16 protein-coding genes are annotated in these 16,477 nt (G+C 65.1%); 2 read left to right on the top strand and 14 right to left on the bottom strand.

The genetic code is table 11. The features are described from left to right. The 3 genes from G3N97_RS19255 to G3N97_RS19245 all read right to left on the bottom strand — a co-directional run. On the bottom strand, window positions 1-223 hold a 223-nt coding region (locus G3N97_RS19255), incomplete at its 3' end, for a hypothetical protein (RefSeq protein ID WP_205994653.1). Window positions 224-226: 3 nt separating this feature from the next. After that, the gene (wecB, locus tag G3N97_RS19250) at window positions 227-1,420 is read right to left on the bottom strand and encodes a UDP-N-acetylglucosamine 2-epimerase (non-hydrolyzing) (RefSeq protein ID WP_346778086.1); all 1,194 of its coding nucleotides are present in this window, start codon (window positions 1,418-1,420) and stop codon (window positions 227-229) included. 375 nt (window positions 1,421-1,795) lie between these two features. After that, entirely contained in the window at window positions 1,796-1,948 is a 153-nt protein-coding gene (locus G3N97_RS19245) for a hypothetical protein (protein ID WP_205994651.1), read from the bottom strand. Between the two features lie 65 nt (window positions 1,949-2,013). On the opposite strand from G3N97_RS19245, the gene G3N97_RS19240 reads away from it, so the two are divergent. Next, window positions 2,014-3,006 carry a ferritin-like domain-containing protein gene (locus G3N97_RS19240; protein WP_205994650.1) on the top strand — a complete coding sequence of 331 codons (993 nt, stop codon included), beginning with the start codon at window positions 2,014-2,016 and terminating at the stop codon, window positions 3,004-3,006. Window positions 3,007-3,082: 76 nt separating this feature from the next. On the opposite strand, the gene G3N97_RS19235 is transcribed toward G3N97_RS19240, so the two are convergent. The 10 genes from G3N97_RS19235 to G3N97_RS19190 form a co-directional block, all read right to left on the bottom strand. Further along, a complete protein-coding gene (locus G3N97_RS19235; RefSeq protein ID WP_205994649.1) occupies window positions 3,083-4,483 on the bottom strand; it encodes an MmgE/PrpD family protein in 1,401 nt (466 codons plus the stop codon). Between the two features lie 40 nt (window positions 4,484-4,523). Beyond that, window positions 4,524-5,369, bottom strand: a complete 846-nt coding sequence (locus G3N97_RS19230; RefSeq protein WP_205994648.1) for a MaoC family dehydratase N-terminal domain-containing protein — start codon at window positions 5,367-5,369, stop codon at window positions 4,524-4,526. Window positions 5,370-5,524: 155 nt separating this feature from the next. After that, on the bottom strand, window positions 5,525-6,313 hold the full coding sequence (locus G3N97_RS19225; RefSeq protein WP_205994647.1) for a citryl-CoA lyase: 789 nt from the start codon (window positions 6,311-6,313) through the stop codon (window positions 5,525-5,527). Window positions 6,314-6,377: 64 nt separating this feature from the next. After that, window positions 6,378-7,247: a MaoC/PaaZ C-terminal domain-containing protein gene (locus G3N97_RS19220; protein WP_205994646.1), complete on the bottom strand. Its 870-nt coding sequence runs from the start codon at window positions 7,245-7,247 to the stop codon at window positions 6,378-6,380. A gap of 63 nt (window positions 7,248-7,310) precedes the next feature. Then, window positions 7,311-8,111 (bottom strand): enoyl-CoA hydratase/isomerase family protein, encoded by an 801-nt coding sequence (locus G3N97_RS19215; protein ID WP_205994645.1) that lies wholly within the window; start codon window positions 8,109-8,111, stop codon window positions 7,311-7,313. Further along, window positions 8,108-9,277: a lipoate--protein ligase family protein gene (locus tag G3N97_RS19210; protein ID WP_205994644.1), complete on the bottom strand. Its 1,170-nt coding sequence runs from the start codon at window positions 9,275-9,277 to the stop codon at window positions 8,108-8,110. Before G3N97_RS19210 ends, G3N97_RS19215 begins: the two co-directional genes overlap by 4 nt. Next, on the bottom strand, window positions 9,274-10,455 hold the full coding sequence (locus tag G3N97_RS19205; RefSeq protein WP_205994643.1) for an AMP-binding protein: 1,182 nt from the start codon (window positions 10,453-10,455) through the stop codon (window positions 9,274-9,276). Before G3N97_RS19205 ends, G3N97_RS19210 begins: the two co-directional genes overlap by 4 nt. A 39-nt stretch (window positions 10,456-10,494) precedes the next feature. Next, window positions 10,495-11,694 carry an acetyl-CoA C-acetyltransferase gene (locus G3N97_RS19200; RefSeq protein ID WP_205994642.1) on the bottom strand — a complete coding sequence of 400 codons (1,200 nt, stop codon included), beginning with the start codon at window positions 11,692-11,694 and terminating at the stop codon, window positions 10,495-10,497. 58 nt (window positions 11,695-11,752) lie between these two features. Continuing rightward, complete coding sequence (locus tag G3N97_RS19195; protein WP_205994641.1) at window positions 11,753-13,054, bottom strand: acetyl-CoA hydrolase/transferase family protein; 1,302 nt, start codon at window positions 13,052-13,054, stop codon at window positions 11,753-11,755. Beyond that, window positions 13,054-13,959: an SDR family NAD(P)-dependent oxidoreductase gene (locus G3N97_RS19190; protein ID WP_124260900.1), complete on the bottom strand. Its 906-nt coding sequence runs from the start codon at window positions 13,957-13,959 to the stop codon at window positions 13,054-13,056. Before G3N97_RS19190 ends, G3N97_RS19195 begins: the two co-directional genes overlap by 1 nt. A 348-nt stretch (window positions 13,960-14,307) precedes the next feature. Between G3N97_RS19190 and G3N97_RS19185 the strand changes: the two genes are divergently transcribed. Beyond that, entirely contained in the window at window positions 14,308-15,210 is a 903-nt protein-coding gene (locus tag G3N97_RS19185) for a LysR substrate-binding domain-containing protein (protein ID WP_065061151.1), read from the top strand. 84 nt (window positions 15,211-15,294) lie between these two features. On the opposite strand, the gene G3N97_RS19180 is transcribed toward G3N97_RS19185, so the two are convergent. Then, complete coding sequence (locus tag G3N97_RS19180; RefSeq protein WP_205994640.1) at window positions 15,295-16,452, bottom strand: acyl-CoA dehydrogenase family protein; 1,158 nt, start codon at window positions 16,450-16,452, stop codon at window positions 15,295-15,297. Window positions 16,453-16,477 lie beyond the last annotated feature (25 nt).

Raw genomic sequence — 16,477 nt, 5'->3', positions numbered from 1 at the left:
CGGGCGCGGCCTGCGCCGGCACGCACCACGCGACGCTCATCGCGCCCAGCGCTTGCAGCAGCGCGCCGTTCAGCCAGACCGGCACGCGCTTCGGGCCGCGCGCGCTCGTCGTCCCTACCCGATGCGAAGTCGAATTCGATATCACGTCATGGACCTCATGTTGGTCGGCGCGGCGCGAACCCCGCACGATGCGATCGGCGTGCTTCAGATGGGCGCGAGGCATGCGCTAGGCGTCCGCCCGCGCGGCGAGCACCGGATGCAGATAACCGGGCAACGCGCGGCTCGCGAAGGGCGTGAACGGCTTGCCCACCAGCGCCGCGACGATGCGCTCCGACGCATGGCCGTCGCCATATGGATTCACGCGTCGCGCGAACGCACGGCGCTCTTCTTCGTCGTCGACGAGTTCGAGCACGGCGCGCTCGATCGCCACGCGGTCGGTGCCGATGAGCTTCACCGTGCCCGCCGCGAGCGCCTCGGGCCGCTCGGTGACGTCGCGCATCACGAGCACCGGCTTGCCGAGCGCGGGCGCTTCTTCCTGCACGCCGCCCGAATCGGTCAGCACGATCGCCGCGCGCTGCATGAGCCGCACGAACTCGGGATAGTCGAGCGGATCGGTGAGCGTCACATTGGGCGCGTTGCCGAGCGTGGCGAGCACGGGGCCGCGCACGTTCGGATTCAGGTGCACGGGATAGACGATCTGCATCTTGCCGGTCTGCGCCAGCGCCGCGAGTGCCGCGCAGATATGTTCGAAGCCCGCGCCAAAACTCTCGCGCCGATGCCCCGTGACGAGCAGCAGCGGCCGCCCCTCGCCTTCGGGTTCGAGAAACGGAAACTGCGCGTCGATGCGCGCGCGCATCGCGGTGTCGCTGTCGAGCCGCTCGCACATCAGGCGCAAGGCGTCGATCACGGTGTTGCCCGTGACGACCACGCGGCCCGTGAGCGCCTCCGCGTCGAGATTCGCCTGCGAGCTTGCGGTGGGCGCGAACAGCAGATCGCTCACCACGTCCACCACGCGCCGGTTCATTTCCTCGGGCCAGGGCTCGAAGAGATTGCCGGTGCGCAGGCCCGCTTCCACGTGACCGACCGGAATGCGCCGATGAAACGACGCGAGCGCGCCGACCATGCTCGTGGTGGTATCGCCGTGCACGAGCACGCGTTCGGGTTGCTCGGCGGCGAGCACGTCGTCGAGACCGGTGAACAGTCGCGCGGCGAGGCCGTTCAGCGTCTGATTGGTGGTCATGGCGGCGAGGTTATGCGCGGGCACGATGCCGAACAGGTCGAGCACCTGCTGCAACATGCTCTGATGTTGGCCGGTCACGCAGACGACCGACTGCACGCCGGGCTCCGCTTCAAGACGCTTCACGAGCGGCGCCATCTTGATGGCTTCTGGCCGCGTTCCGAATATCGACAGGATGCGCACGGGCAAGCTTCCGGTTAAGGCTGGCTCCGGCGTCGCGTGGCATCGCCTTGATGACGAGCCCGCGCGACGCCCCCTGTTTCGACTGCCTTCTGATGAGTAAAACGGATTCGCCGTGTTGCAGCGAATCAAACATCTGTCACAGGCTATATCGAATAGCGCAATGACGCGCTGTATCTGCGCCATTTAATTCATCGCGGCATTTGCGCTTATTTTTCTGTCACATGACGAATGTCGATATTCATCTTCATTATGCTTTTTATCGAAACCCTTCCGGCTATCGTTTCGGCGAATGCAACGATCCTCATGCGCTCGACACGCGTTGACGCGGAAAACAGGGTCAAGCTCCAAAGCCATTTGGGTAGGCGAGTTCGGCCTTCAATTCAAGCCGATTTGCCTGATCTCGATCCATCCCGCTTGCGCGCGACGTTCGCCGAACGGTGACACAATTACCGGAAAATATTGAGGACAGCGGTCGAACAATTCCGCGAAACGATCTGAAGCGATTTTCAATCCGCTCGAATAATCCATTCAGGCCGCATTCGTTTTTTATTACATGTTTTTTGGCATTACGCTCAGCCTGGAGATGTTTTCTGATGGACGATCAGGTCATCGACAGTTTCGACACCGCGCGGCTCATACCGGGCTTCAGCGCGCCGCGGTTGCCGCAGCATCGTCCGGATCGTCAGGCGCTCGACGCAGCGGACTACACCACGCGCCACTGGACCAGCGATGCAAGCGGTCCGCTCACGCCAGGCACGGCGCTGCATCGTCGCGAGACCTGCCGCATGTTCCGCGAGACCTTCAATCCGTACCGGCCTGCCGTGCTCGAATGGCCCGTGCTCGAACCGGCCGCGCTCAAGCGCATCGTCGAACTGCCGATCTGGGACATCGCCGTGCAGACCGAGGGCAAGGCGCGCCTGCGCATGGCCGCCTATGCCGCCACGCTCGACGACCCCGACATGCGCGCGGCGCTCGCGCTCAACGCATGGGAAGAGAGCCGGCACAAGGACGTGCTCTCGCGTCTCGTTGCGGCCTACGGCATCGCGCTCGCAAGCGAGCCGCCCTACGTGCTGCCGAAGGACGCCGAATGGGCCTATCTCGTCACCGGCTACAGCGAATGCGTGGACAGTTTCTTCGCCTTCGGCCTCTTCGAAGTCGCCAAACGCTCGGGGCTCTTTCCGCCCGAACTGATCGACACGTTCGAACCGGTCATGCAGGAAGAGTGCCGCCATATCCTGCTGTTCGCCAACTGGGCGGCGTGGCATCGCGCGCGGCTGTCGTGGTGGCAACGTATCCGCTTCGAATTGCGCGTCGCCGCCGTGTGGGTCTTTCTGTGCTGGGAGCGCGTGGGACTCGCGCGCGCGATGGACGCCGACGGCAACGAGCATCGGCAAGACAACAACTTCACGATGAACGGCGCGCAGTCGGTCAGCGACGTCGATATCAGCGTGCCGGAACTCATGCGCCTGTGTCTCGCGGAAAACGACCGGCGTTTCGCGGGTTACGACACGCGTTTGCAGCGGCCAGAAACCGTGCCGAAACTCGTGCGTTTCGCCTTGCGTTTCGTGCGGGATAAACGGCGGTAGCATCGCACGACGCGCCATAAAAAAACGCCGGAAATTCCGGCGTTTTTTGCGTTTTCATCGAATCAGCGAATGGTGCTTATGCGGCTGCTTTTGCTGCTGCCTTCGTCTCGCCCGACTCAAACAACGCGCCCACGCGCGCGCACTCCGCAATCGCCCAGGCATCGTCGAGCAACGCACGCGCCTGCGCTTCGCTCGCCGCGTGCGAGAACGCCGCGAGACGCACGAACTTCGAAGCGATCTCGTCGCGCGAGAGCGTATTGCCGGGATCGCCCTTCGGTTCGTCGACGCGTCCGTGCAGCGTGCGGCCGTCGTGCGTCGTGACCGTCACCTTGCCGATCCAGCGCGCCGGATACGCGCGATCCACTTCCTCGTCGAGCGCCATCGTCACGCGCTCGCGGAACGCCGCGATATCGGCTTCGGCATAGCCGTGCTCGAATTCGTTCACGCCCGCATAGCCGCGATACGCGCAGAGGCCCAGCACCGTGCCCATGTTGAACTTCGCCTGGTGCACCGTGCTCGGCACCACCACGTTGCCGAGCACGTCGATGGCGCCCTGATGCACGTGCGCGGTCACGGCGGCGATATCGGCGGGCGTGAGGCGATGCTCGGCCATCACCGCGAGCAAGGCATCGGCCGCCGGATGCGTGTGGCGGCACGCCGCGTGATACTTGAACGAGGTCTCGACGGTCGCCCAGCGTTCGCCGAGACGATCGACGAGCTTCGCAGGATCGGCGTCGCTCGACATGCCCGCCGCCATCCCTTGCGCGCCTTCGAGAATGCGCTGCGCGCCGCGAAAGCCATCCGCCGCGAGTTGCGCCGCCATCAAACCATTCGCGGCGGCCATCGCCGTATGCAGCTGCTTCGAATCGGCGGCGTCACGCAGGAATTCCCACAGGCCGCTCGCCTGCGTGCCTGCCGAGCCGAACGCGTCGAGCATCTGCTCGGGCGTGAGCTTGAGCAGGCGTCCCGCCGCTGCGGCCGCCGCGATCGTCCCGACCGTGCCCGTCGTGTGGAAGATCTTGTAGTGCGAGCGCCCCATGAATTCGCCGACGCGAATGCCGACTTCATAACCCGCCACCGACGCCGCGATAAATTCCGCCCCCGACGCACCGAGCGACTGCGCCAGGGCCAGCGTCACCGGAAACACCACGGTAGCCGGATGCAGCACGGAGCCGTTATGCACGTCGTCCTGCTCGACGAAATGCGAGGCCGCGCCGTTGATCATCGCGGCGAAATACGGCGTGGTGCGCGTGCGATCGATCACGACATCGCACGCATCGCTCGCGCTTTGCGCGCCGCGCGCCGTGCGCGCGAAACGCGCGATCGTTTCGACCGGACGCGCGCCCTTGCCGCCGAGCGCGGAGCCGAGCCAGTCGACATAAAGATTGACGGTGCGTTCGACGACGTGCGCCGGAATCGCGCGATAGTCGAGCGTCGCCGCGAACGCCGCGAGCGTGCGGCTGGGATGATCGGTCATGAGTCTGTCTGCGTAGAGAATGCGTGAAAGAATTGAACGTTCAGGCGAACGTCGCCGTGGCCTGCATCGTCAGATAGCCGTCGTGGTCTTTCGCCCACAGTTCGACGGAGCGGCCGTCCGCTGCGGGCAAGCCGCAAAGCGTGAACGCGTTGCCCGCGAAGGTCGGACGCACGGCACGAAACGCGAAGGTCGCGACCGTGGCGTCGGGCCGTTCGCGATGCACGAGATCGAGCAGCAGCGTGGCGATCAGCGGGCCGTGCACGATCAGCCCCGGATAGCCCTCTTCCTGCGTCACATACGGAAAATCGTAGTGAATGCGATGGCCGTTGAACGTCAGCGCCGAATAGCGAAACAGCATCACGGCGTCGGCCGTGAGCGTGCGCGACCATGTTTCGCCGACCGGCGCGCTCACGGGTTTCGGCGCGCTCGCGCCAGGTTGCGGCGCGTCGCGATAAACGATGTCGAGCTCTTCCTCGATGCAGAGTTCGTCCGCCGCTTCATAGCGATGCTGCACTGTCACGAACACGAGACGGCCGCTGCGGCCGGTCTTGTCTTCGATGTTCGCAATCGTCGACGTGCGTTGCGCGCGTTGCCCCGCACGCAGCGGCGCATGAAACGTGAGGCGGCCGCCCGCCCACATGCGACGCGGCAACGCCACGGGCGGCAGAAAACCGCCGCGCTGCGGATGGCCGTCCGCGCCGACTTGCGCGAGCGGCGCAACCGGCAGGAAATACAGCCAGTGCCACAGCGGCGGCACATGCTCGCCGGGCGCGTCGCGATCGAGCGTGGCGGCGAGCGCGCGTAGCGGAAACGACGTGATGTCGTCGGCGAGCGTTTCGCTCTTGTCGAGCCACGCGTCGAGCGGTGGCGTGGATGAATCGGACACGGTGTTCCTCCCTGCGGCAACGGCCGGCGATGCGGCTACTATGCCGCGCGCGCCGCGTTTCGCGAAGTTGGCTTTGCCGAATCGGCCCTTTTGCGTGGCTTAATGCTTGCAGGCGGCTTTCGTCATTTCATCGTTGAAACAGCGTGCGCGCGCCTTTAAACCTCGCCGCGCAAATGCGCCGACGCTTCGTCTTCCACGCGCTGCCACAACTCGAACGACATCGGACGCTCGCCCTCTTCCAGCAGATGCCCGACGAGACCGATCGCGCGCGCCATCACGCCGAAGCCGCGCACGATGCGCCACGGAAAACCGAACTCGCAGCAAATCGCGCCGATCGCGCCCGTCGCGTTGATCGGCAGCGCCTTGCCCGACACGCGCTCCGCTTCCTTGCCGATCAATTGCATGAGCTTCACATAGTCGCCCGACAAACCGTTCTGCGCGGCGAGTTCGAACAGGCGCGGCGTGCGCGGATCGATCGGCTTGTGCAGCGGATGACCGAGCCCCGGAATCGGCGTGCCGCGTGCGCGCCAGGCGGCCACGGTATCGACGGCGAGTTTTTCGAGGTCGTCGCATTGCGTGCCATAGGGCAAGGTCTCGGACAACATCCGGCACGCGCCCTCCATGCTGCCGACGAACACCGAACCGAGCCCGCACAAGCCGGCCGCCACAGCGGCCTGCAACGACTCGGGCGCGCCCGCATAGGTCATGCGCGCGGCGATCGCGCTCGGCGTCATGCCATGCTCGACGAGCGTGATGACGATGGCGTTGAACATCGCCGATTGCTGCGGCGTCGCCGCCTGACCGGTGAGTTGCAGAAAGGCGAAATCGCCGAGATTCATATGGCCAAGCACTTCGTCGGGCAGGCTCTTGCCGCGCACGACGATGCGATCGGGCGTGCTGTACGCGATATCGGAGCGCACCAGCGGTTTGGGTTGACGGGCCATGACAGCGTTTCCTTCGAATTCGATTGACAGTGAATGTGCGCCGAAAGACGCAAGGTGCCGAACCTCAGCGCAGCGTCGCGGTGCCGTTGTTCAACACGATGATATTGCGCTCGACCACGCGCGCGCGAAAGCTCACGGCGTTGCCGTCGCGCCAGATTTCGGTGCGGATCGTTTCGCCCGGATAAACCGGCGCGGTGAAGCGCGCGTGAAAGCGCACGAGACGCGCGGGATCGCTCGCGCACAGCGTCTTGAGCAGCGCGTGCGCCGCCACGGCCCACGTGGCGAGTCCGTGCAGGATCGGCCGCTCGAAACCCGCTGCGTGCGCGATTTGCGGGTCGGCATGCAAGGCGTTGTCGTCGCCGCACAGGCGATAGAGCAGCGCGGTTTCGGGACGCGTCGGCAATTCGCAGACGTAATCGGCCTCGCGATCGGGCACCGCGGGCGGCGCAGGCGGCGCCTCGTCGCTCGGACCGCCGTTGGCGCTAAAACCGCCATCGCCACGGCAGAACGTGAGTTGGCGCAGCGTCGCATAGCGCTCGCCCGTGGCTTTGTCCGTGAGGCTGCGTTCGATTTCGAGCAGCGCGCCTTTGCCTTCGCCTTTATCGACCACGCGCGTGATACGCGAGCGGCCGATCACCGTGGCTTCGCGCGGCAGCGGCTTGTGAATCTCGATGCCCTGTTCGCCGTGCAGCAAGCGCACCCAGTCGATGCCGCTTTTCGGATCGCGCGCCCAGAAACCTGGAAAGCCGAGCACGACGGCGAACGTCGGCGGCACGCGCAGTTCTTTTTCGTAGACGAAGGCGAGATCGTCGACATCGACGGGATTCGCGCCGTAGCCCACCGCGAGGCTGTAGAACATCGCGTCGCGCGCGGTATAAGTCTGTTCGACGTCCTGAAACGGCCAGTTGCGCAGCGTGTGATAGTCGATCGTCATAGCGGTGCGATAAAAAATGGCGTGATTTGAAAAAGCGAGCGTTCGCTCAGGTTTCAGACCGGCTTATTGACTCGCGGGCCACTGAAACAGCGGCGCTTCTTTCTCGCGAAAACGACGCACGGCCTCGCGATGAAACTCCGTGGTGAACGCAATACCCTGCGCGGCGGCTTCGATGTCGAGCATCGCACGCAAGTCGCTGCCGAGCGATTGATTGAGCGCGCGCTTCGCCAGTCCAAACGCGACCGGCGAAGCGTTGGCGAGACAGGCCGCGATCTGCGCGGCGCGCGCGTGCAACTGCGCCGTGTCGACGATTTCGAGCACCGCGCCCGCTTCCTTCGCCTCCGGCGCGCGCATCTCGCGCGCGGTAAATACGAGCTCTTTGGCGCGCGCGAGACCGACCACGCGCGGCAGCGTATAGAACGCGCCGCAATCGGGCACTAGGCCCACTTTCATGAACGGCATGCAAAAACGCGCGCGTTCGCTCGCGATCACGAAGTCGGCGGCCAGCGCGAGACTGAAGCCCGCGCCGTAGCAGACACCGTCGACAGCGGCGATCACCGGACGATCGAGATCGATCAGCATGCTGATCCAGCCATGCAGATCGTCGATGCGCTCGCGGCCCGCTTGCGCGCTCGTCACGTTCATGCCGCGCACGTCGCCGCCCGAACAGAAGTCGCCGCCCTCGCCGCGCAGCACCACGGCGCGTATCGAACGGTCCGCGCGAATGCGCACGATGGCGTCGTGCAACGCCGTGCGCATTGCCGTGTTCAGCGCGTTCTTCGCTTCGGGACGATTAAAGGACAGCGTGACCACGCCATCGTGTTGCGTGACCAGCAGCGTGTTGTTGTCTTCGGGCGCGCTCATGCCGTCGCTCCCGCCGAACCTTCGCGCACGCGATCGTCGGACGACGCGGCCGATCCCGCCAGTTCGGCCAGCGCCTTGTCGAGCGCGGTCAGCAAATGCACGGGTTCGACGCCCGCGAATTCCACATCTTCGCGCGCGAGAAAAGCTTCGATATGCTGGCCGCAGGCGTCACGCGTGGCCGCGAGGCCCGCGAATCCGTCTTCGAGCCAGTCGACCGATCGCAGCGGACGCGGATGCCAGTCGCCGTTCACGATCGCACGCTGCACCACGCCGCCGCGCACGAGCAGGCTCAGCCAGATCAGTCCGGCCGGCGCTTTCTCGCGGCCGCGCACCACGCGGTCGCCTTCGCGCGTGTGCGGGCCGTAGCGCGTGGCTTCGCTCTTTTGATGAAACCAGGCGTCGTCGATCAGTTCGCCTTCGTATTGCTGCGCGAACGCGCGTTCATCGGCATTGAGTTCGCCCGCTTCGAGCGCGATGTCGCCGAAGATGCGCCGCACGCACGCCTCGACCCACGCACGCAATTCGGCTTCGCTTACCGCGCGGCCCAGTTCCTGCTCCAGATACGTGTAGCGCGAGCCAAGATCCTTGTGCTTCTTGTCCTTCACTTTCTCGGGCGCCATCGGCATCGCACGCGCGGCGATGGCCGTGTCGATCGCCTTCACGTTGAGCAGAATGCGGAACGTGAGCACGCCGCTTTCGATTTTCAGCGACGTGGCGACGAGCTTGCGGCCGTCGATTTCGACGTCGTTGAGCGGACGATAAGCGGCCGCGAGACCGAACACTTCGCGCAACGCCTCGGCCACGTGACCGAGCACCGTGGGAAACGCCTGCGCGGCCGTCGACGGCACGCCGGGCAGATCGACCGGCAGATACAGCGCGAGAAACGCCGAACCGCTGCCCGCATAAATCGCTCCGCCGCTGCTCACACGACGGCGCACCAGCACGTTGTTCTCGCGGCAGAACGGCAGGTCGAGCACCTGGTTCGGATCCTCGTTCACGCCCACCGTGATGCTGTCGCTGTTGAACACGTTCAGAAGCACCGTGGGTGGTGCGCGACGCTCAGCCACCGCGCGCTCGACGGCGGGCGAGACCGATGTCGAAAAGTCGGCGTAACTATGGCCGCCCACCACGTAGCGCCACGGCGACGCTGCTGTCTTTGCGTTCATGCTGTCTCTCTCCTGTTGTCTTCCACCAGCGCGGCGCCGTCGAGCTTCTCGACAGCCTCGATCGCGTCGGCATGAATGAGCGTCTGGCGCTTGAAGCGCTCGGCGACGGTGTGCAGATCGGTGGGCGCGCCCTCCACGAGCAGCGTGAGATGATCGCCGCCGTGCGCCTTGCGGCTCAGCACGAGCCGATACGCGCCCGTAGCGCCCGGCACACCGAGCAGCACCGTTTTCAGTTCGGACGGATAGACCTTCACGCCCTTGACCTTCACCATCGAATCGACGCGGCCGAACACCACGCGCGGCAGGGCCACGGTGCGTCCATGCACGGGCGGCGTGCGTTCGAGCACGGTCAGATCGCCGGTGCGATAGCGCACGAGCGGCTGCAATTCCTTCTTCAGATGCGTGAGCACGAGTTCGCCGCGCTCGCCGTCGGGCAGCACTTCGCCGCTATCGGGATCGATCACTTCGGCGTAAAGCAGTTCGTCGAATACATGCACGCCTGGCGATTCGCTACCGGGAAAAGTCCGCGCGACCGGCAAACATTCTGACAACGAATAACTGTCGATCAGCAGCGTATGCGGCATTGCGGCCCGCACACGCGCGTACAGTTCCGCGTTGCCGCTGAATGCCTCGCCGCCCGCGAAGAACACGCGCGGAATCGGGCAACCCGCTTCGATCAGCTTCAGCGCATGCGATGGATTGCCCGCGAGCACCGTCACGCCGCATTGACGCGCGACCTGTGCGGCGCGCTCCGTTTCGCCGGGACCGTGCGGAATGCACGCCACGCCGCGCGCCTCCATCTGGCTTTGATAGAACAGCCCCGCGACGAACAGGTGATAGCCGAACGTGACCATGCAGACGTCGCCGGGACCGATGCCGCACGCGTCGAGATGCTGCCCGCAGGCCGCTTCGATGGTGCGCAGATCGGCGGCGCTGTGCAGAATGGGCACGAGCGACGCGCCCATCGGCGTGAGATGCACGCGCACGGGCGGCGCGGAGGGCGCGGGCGCGAACGCGCCGTAGCCGGGCTTCGCCATTTCGGCGACGAGTTGCGCGCGCGACATCAGCGGCACGTGTTGCGCGAATTCCGCCGTGCTCGTCACTTCGCGCGGCAAACGCCCCGCATAGAACGGATGCGCGTGCAGGCGCTCAAGCTGCGCATTGAGCCGATGCAGCATGGTTGTCTCCTCCTGTTGATCGGGCCGCGCCCGTCTGCGTCAGACCGCGCGTTCGAAGATCGCCGCGATGCCCTGCCCGCCGCCCACGCACATCGTTTCGAGTCCGTAACGGCCTTTACGGCGGTGCAATTCGTAGAGCAGCGTGGTGAGCATGCGCACGCCGGTCGCGCCGATCGGATGGCCGAGCGAAATGCCCGAACCGTTCACGTTCAGACGCGATTCGTCGTGCCAGCCCCAGCCCTTGAGCACCGCGAGCACCTGGCACGCAAACGCTTCGTTCAATTCGACGAGATCGAGCTGATCGAACGTCAGCCCCGTCTTTTGCAGCAGTTTTTTCACGGCAGGCACCGGGCCGATGCCCATCGTCGCGGGCTCGCAACCCGACGCGGCCCAGCCGGTCAGATAACCGAGCGGCGTGAGGCCGAGTTTGTCGAGCTGATCTTCGGCGACGATCAGGCACGCGGCGGCCGCGTCGTTCTGCTGGCTCGCGTTGCCCGCCGTCACGGTGCCGCCCTTGATGAGCGGCTTGAGCTTCGCCAGCGACGCCTCGCTCGCGTCGGCGCGGATGCCTTCGTCGCGCGCGAACTGCACGGCATCGCCCTTGCGTTGCGGCACCGAAACCGTGACGACTTCGTCGGCGAAGCGCCCGGATTCCCAGGCCGCCGCCGCGCGCTGATGGCTGCGCACCGCGTAGGCGTCGGCTTCTTCGCGCGTAATGCCGTATTCCTTCGCGAGGTTTTCCGCCGTCTCGATCATTCCGGAGATGTAGCCGAAGCGCGCCTCGGGCTGCGAGCGCTCGCGGCCGCGTTCGAGCCGGTCGTGCATGCGCACCGATCCGGCGCGCGCGCCCCAGCGCATATCGGTGGTGTAGTACTCGATGTTGCTCATGCTCTCGACGCCGCCCGCCACGACCACATCGGCAGCGCCGCTCTGCACCATCATCGCGGCCGTGACGACCGCCTGCAGGCCGCCGCCGCAACGACGGTCGAGCTGCATGCCGGGCACTTCCACCGGCAGTCCCGCTTCGAGCGCGGCCCAGCGGCCGATGCACGGCGTCTCGCTGTTCGCATAGGACTGCGCGAACACGACGTCTTCGATACGCGCGGCGTCGATGCCGCTGCGCGCGATGGTCTCGCGCAGCACCGTGGCGGCGAGCGCCTCCACGCTCATGGGGCGCAGACTGCCGCCGAAGGTGCCGACGGGAGTACGGACCGGCGCTACGATTGCTGCTCGTCTCATTTCGGATTCCTTTTTATTCGTTTCGGTTGCCGACTTTCATGTTGCGTGAATTCGCGTATCAGGCCGCGACGGTCTCGCGCTGCCCGTGATACGCGGCGGCCAGCGCCTCGCGCTGCTCGGGCGGCGCAATCTCCAGCATGCGCGCGACGCGCTGCGCGAGCGTGAGTCCGCGCAGATCAGCCACGCCGTGTTCGGTCACGATGATCGCGGCGTCGCTGCGCGGCGTGCTCACGGGACCATTGAGCCGCGCGACGATCCGGCTGCCGTGGCGCGTACTCGACGCGAGCGCGACGATCGCCATGCCGCCGCGTGAGCGCGCCGCGCCGCGCATGAAATCGAGCGCGCCACCGACCGCGCCAACGTAGCGCCCCGCCGCGACTTCGGCATTCACCTGCCCGGTCAGATCGACTTCGAGCGCCGAATTGATCGCGACGAAACGGTCGAGACTGCCGAGCACGTCGATGTCGTGCGTATAAGCGGTCGAACGAAACTGCAGCTGCGCATTCCGATGCGCGAAGCGATACGCGCGGCGCGTGCCCATCAGCGTGCCCGCGATGCTCACGCCCGCGTCGCGCGTCTTGCGTGCGTTCGTCACGACGCCCGCTTCCGTGAGATCGGCAAGCGCGTCGCCGAATGCGCCCGTATGCACGCCCAGATCGCGACGATCATGCAGCCGCGCAGCGATCGTTTCGGGCAGCGCGCCGAGCCCCAATTGCAGCGTCGAACCATCTTCGATCAGCCCCGCAACGTGCGTGGCGATCCGTGCTTCGACGTCGCCCGCAAGCGTGAGCGGCGCTTCGAGCGGCATGCGTTCGGTGTGGATCAGCGCGTCGAAGTCGTGCGAGACCAGCACGCGCTCGCCATGCGTCCACGGCGCGGCCGCATTGACTTCCGCGATCACCACGCGTGCGCTGTCGATCAGCGGCACCAGATATTCATGCGCGACCGAGAGGCTGTAACGCCCCGCTTCGTCGGCGGGTGCGACCTGCAACAGCAGCACGTCGACGCGGTTCGGACCGCGCGTGAGCGTCTCGCGAAACTGCGAGTAGTGGCACGGCAGAATGTCGAGCAGCCCCGCGCGTTCGAGCGCGCGATTCGCGCCCGCGCCGCCATAACCCGAAAAGTCGACGACGTCGGCGCAGGCGGGATCGAGCGCGTCGGACCACGTCGCGCCCACGAAGACGCGAAAACGTCCGCCTGACTTCGCGTGACGCGCAATCGCGTGACGCTGCGCCATCAAGCGCGTCGTGAGCGCCAGCGACTCCGCGCCGCATTGGCCCCACGCCACGGTATCGCCGGGGCGCACGTACTGCGCGAGATCGAGCTGGTCCGCGTCGATCACGCGCGCGGCGCGCGTCATCAGATCGGGTCCCAGCTGAACACGTCGGCGGAAACGTCGAGCGTATGGAACGATTTGCGCAGCGCGGGCATGGCGTGCTCGGCGATGCTCTGCGGCGTCCAGCCTTCGCCGCGATGCACCGAGCGCACCGGACGCGGCTGGCTCATCAGGAAGATTTCGTTGTTGCGCACCGCGAAGATCTGCCCCGTGACGTCGGCGGCCTCTTCGCTCGCGAGAAACACGGCGAGCGGCGCGATCTTGGCAGGCGTCATCTGCTTGATCTTTTCGACGCGCGCTTCCTGTTCGGCCGAATCGATCTTGATCGAATTGATCATGCGGCTCCACGCAAACGGCGCGATGCAGTTCGAGCGCACGCCGAACTTCTGCAAATCGAGCGCGATCGATTTCGACAGCCCCGCAATCCCGAGTTTCGCCGCGCTGTAATTGGCCTGCGCGAGATTGCCGATCAGGCCCGACGTCGACGTCATATGCACGAACGCGCCGCTGCGCTGTTCCTTGAAGTGATCGGCGGCCGCGCGCGACACATAGTACGAGCCGTACAGATGCACCTTCACGACGGCGTCGAATTCCTCTTCGCTCATCTTGTGGAAGAAGCGGTCGCGCAGAATGCCCGCGTTGTTCACCACGCAGTCGATGCGGCCAAACACGTCGAGCGCGTTCTGCACGATGCGCGCCGCGCCTTGCGGGTCGGCGACGCTATCGGTGTTCGCCGTCGCCTGGCCGTCGAACGCGGCGATCTCGTTGACCACGGCCTGCGCGGGACCGTCGTTATGGCCCTCGCCCGCGAGCGACGCGCCCACGTCGTTGACCACGACTTTCGCGCCTTGACGCGCCATGGCCAGCGCGATATCGCGGCCGATGCCGCCGCCCGAGCCCGTCACCACCACCACCTTGCCGTCCAGCATCCGTTGCGTCGTCATCTTTCGTCTTCCTCCAGGCCGCCTTGCGCGGCGCGTTATTCGAATGATTGCCGTAGCCGGTGCGGGGCCGGCGTCACCGGCCGCGCACCGTGTCACAGTCTGATTCACCGTCTGCGTCATAGTCTGCTTGCCAGCTTGACGCAAGGCGCACGCACGCACAATTTGGATATGCCGAACGCCCGTTTCGTCCACGATTAACCCGTGATTTCGCTAATGGCGCATGTTGCAATGCGGCGCAATAATCGCCAATGTGCGTCGATGCGCGCCCATGCTTCACGCATTGGCATACCGTAGACCGAACGGCGCACGCACAGTCACCACCCAGGCGGAGCAATGCATTTCGATCTAGTCGACCTGAAGCTCTTTACGCACGTCGCGGAAGCCAGCAGCCTCACGCGCGGCGCGGAACGCGCGCATCTGTCGCTGCCGGCGGCCAGCACGCGCATCAAGAATCTCGAAGAACAGGTCGGCGTCAAGCTGCTGTCGCGCACGAGTCAGGGCGTGACGCTCACCGCGCCCGGCGAAACGCTGCTCGCGCATGCGCGGCGCGTGCTCAAGCAACTCGAACAATTGAGCGGCGATCTGCAGGAATATTCGCAGGGCGTGAAAGGCCACGTGCGCGTTTTCGCCAACACCACGGCAATGAGCGAATTTCTGCCCGCGGTGCTGCGCACATACCTGATCAATCATCCCGATGTCTACGTGGACATTCACGAACGTTTGAGCCCGGATATCGTGCGCGCGGTGCAGGACGGCACCATCGATATCGGCATCGTGGCGGGCGAAATCCGCACCGAGGGTTTGCAGGCGATGCCGTATCGGCGCGATCGACTCGTGCTCGTGACCGCGCTTTCGCATCCGCTCGCGCAGGCCAGCGAAACGGCATTTGCGAGCACGCTCGATTACGATTTCGTGGGTCCGCCCGACGAAAGCGCGATCTTCGCGTTTTTGAAGCGCGCCTCGTCGGATTTGCAGCGCACCATTCGCTGGCGCATTCAGGTGGGCAATTTCGAAGCCGCTTGCCGCATGATCGAAGCGAATATTGGCATTGGCGTCTTGCCCGAAGGCAGTGCGCGCCGTCACGCGCAAACCATGGCGCTCAAGATCGTGCCGCTCACCGACGAATGGGCCGTGCGCAAACTGCAAATCTGCGTGAACGATCGCGATGCGCTGCCGCTGTTCGCACGCAAACTCGTCGATCTGCTCGTGGCCGATGGCATCGGCCGGCTCGAATAATTCACGCTTTAAAAAAAAGAACGGCGGCGCATTGCAATTGCGCCGCCGTTTCTTTTCATTCACATTTCATTCAAAGCGATTCAATTAACGCGCGCCCGCCTCGCGCATCATATTGCGCGCGATGACGATCTGCTGAATCTGGCTCGTGCCTTCATAAATGCGGAACAGACGCACGTCGCGATAGAAACGCTCGATGCCGTATTCCGCCATATAACCCGCGCCACCAAAAATCTGCACCGCGCGATCGGCCACGCGCCCGCACATTTCCGACGCGAAGAGTTTCGCGCAGGCCGCCTCGGTGCTCACGTTCTTGCCTTCGTCGCGACGGCGCGCGGCGTCGAGCACCATGCAGCGCGCCGCGTAAAGCTCGGCCTGGCTATCGGCCAGCATGGCCTGCACGAGCTGGAATTCGCCGATCGCCTGACCGAACTGCTCGCGCTCCATCGCGTAGCGCAACGCGTCGTCGAGCATGCGCTGCGCCACCGCCACGCAGATCGCGGCAATATGAATGCGGCCCTTGTCGAGCACTTTCATCGCCGTCTTGAAGCCCACGCCTTCCTTGCCGCCGATGATATTCTGCGCGGGCACTTTCACGTCTTCGAAAATCACGTCGCAAGTATGTGCGCCCTTCTGGCCCATCTTGCGATCGCGGCGGCCGAAGCTGATGCCCGGCGTTTTCGCGTCGACGATAAACGCCGTAATACCGCCCGCGCGCGGTTCGTCGGGATTGGTGCGCGCCATCAGCGTGAACATGCCCGCTTGCGGCGCGTTCGTGATGAAACGCTTGGTGCCGTTCACCACGTAATGATCGCCGCGGCGTTCGGCGCGCGTCTTGAGCGACGCCGCATCCGAACCCGAGCCCGGTTCGGTGAGCGCGAAACTCGCGATCACTTCGCCGGTGGCGAGCTTCGGCAGCCACGTGGCCTTTTGTTCCTCGGTGCCGTCGATCACGATACCCTGCGAGCCGATACCCACCGTCGTGCCGATGATCGAGCGGAACGCGGGCGAGGTCTTGCCGAGTTCGAACATCACCAGCACTTCCTCTTCCATCGTCAGATCGAGGCCGCCATAGGCTTCCGGAATCGTCAAGCCGAACAGGCCCATCGTTTTCATGTCGTTGACGATATCGGCGGGAATTTCATCGGTTTCCGCCACGCGTTCCTCGTTCGGCACGAGACGCTCGCGCACGAAGCGCGCGACGTTGTCGAGCAGAACGTTCATCGTTTCCTGGTCGCGAATCATTATTGTCGGTCCTGAGTTGGCGTGC

The organism is Paraburkholderia sp. Ac-20347, assembly GCF_017104805.1.
In the GTDB taxonomy this organism is placed as follows: Bacteria; Pseudomonadota; Gammaproteobacteria; order Burkholderiales; family Burkholderiaceae; genus Paraburkholderia; species Paraburkholderia tropica.
The sequence above is the reverse complement of the archived record's forward strand: the minus strand, read 5'-3'. Positions and strand labels throughout refer to the sequence as shown.

What these genes read in the sequence shown, in the direction of transcription:
- G3N97_RS19245 (WP_205994651.1), bottom strand. Translation starts at nt 1,948, where the DNA reads ATGGATTATTCGAGCGGATTGAAAATCGCTTCAGATCGTTTCGCGGAA.
- G3N97_RS19240 (WP_205994650.1), top strand. Translation starts at nt 2,014, where the DNA reads ATGGACGATCAGGTCATCGACAGTTTCGACACCGCGCGGCTCATACCG.
- G3N97_RS19235 (WP_205994649.1), bottom strand. Translation starts at nt 4,483, where the DNA reads ATGACCGATCATCCCAGCCGCACGCTCGCGGCGTTCGCGGCGACGCTC.
- G3N97_RS19225 (WP_205994647.1), bottom strand. Translation starts at nt 6,313, where the DNA reads ATGGCCCGTCAACCCAAACCGCTGGTGCGCTCCGATATCGCGTACAGC.
- G3N97_RS19220 (WP_205994646.1), bottom strand. Translation starts at nt 7,247, where the DNA reads ATGACGATCGACTATCACACGCTGCGCAACTGGCCGTTTCAGGACGTC.
- G3N97_RS19215 (WP_205994645.1), bottom strand. Translation starts at nt 8,111, where the DNA reads ATGAGCGCGCCCGAAGACAACAACACGCTGCTGGTCACGCAACACGAT.
- G3N97_RS19210 (WP_205994644.1), bottom strand. Translation starts at nt 9,277, where the DNA reads ATGAACGCAAAGACAGCAGCGTCGCCGTGGCGCTACGTGGTGGGCGGC.
- G3N97_RS19205 (WP_205994643.1), bottom strand. Translation starts at nt 10,455, where the DNA reads ATGCTGCATCGGCTCAATGCGCAGCTTGAGCGCCTGCACGCGCATCCG.
- G3N97_RS19200 (WP_205994642.1), bottom strand. Translation starts at nt 11,694, where the DNA reads ATGAGACGAGCAGCAATCGTAGCGCCGGTCCGTACTCCCGTCGGCACC.
- G3N97_RS19195 (WP_205994641.1), bottom strand. Translation starts at nt 13,054, where the DNA reads ATGACGCGCGCCGCGCGCGTGATCGACGCGGACCAGCTCGATCTCGCG.
- G3N97_RS19190 (WP_124260900.1), bottom strand. Translation starts at nt 13,959, where the DNA reads ATGCTGGACGGCAAGGTGGTGGTGGTGACGGGCTCGGGCGGCGGCATC.
- G3N97_RS19185 (WP_065061151.1), top strand. Translation starts at nt 14,308, where the DNA reads ATGCATTTCGATCTAGTCGACCTGAAGCTCTTTACGCACGTCGCGGAA.
- G3N97_RS19180 (WP_205994640.1), bottom strand. Translation starts at nt 16,452, where the DNA reads ATGATTCGCGACCAGGAAACGATGAACGTTCTGCTCGACAACGTCGCG.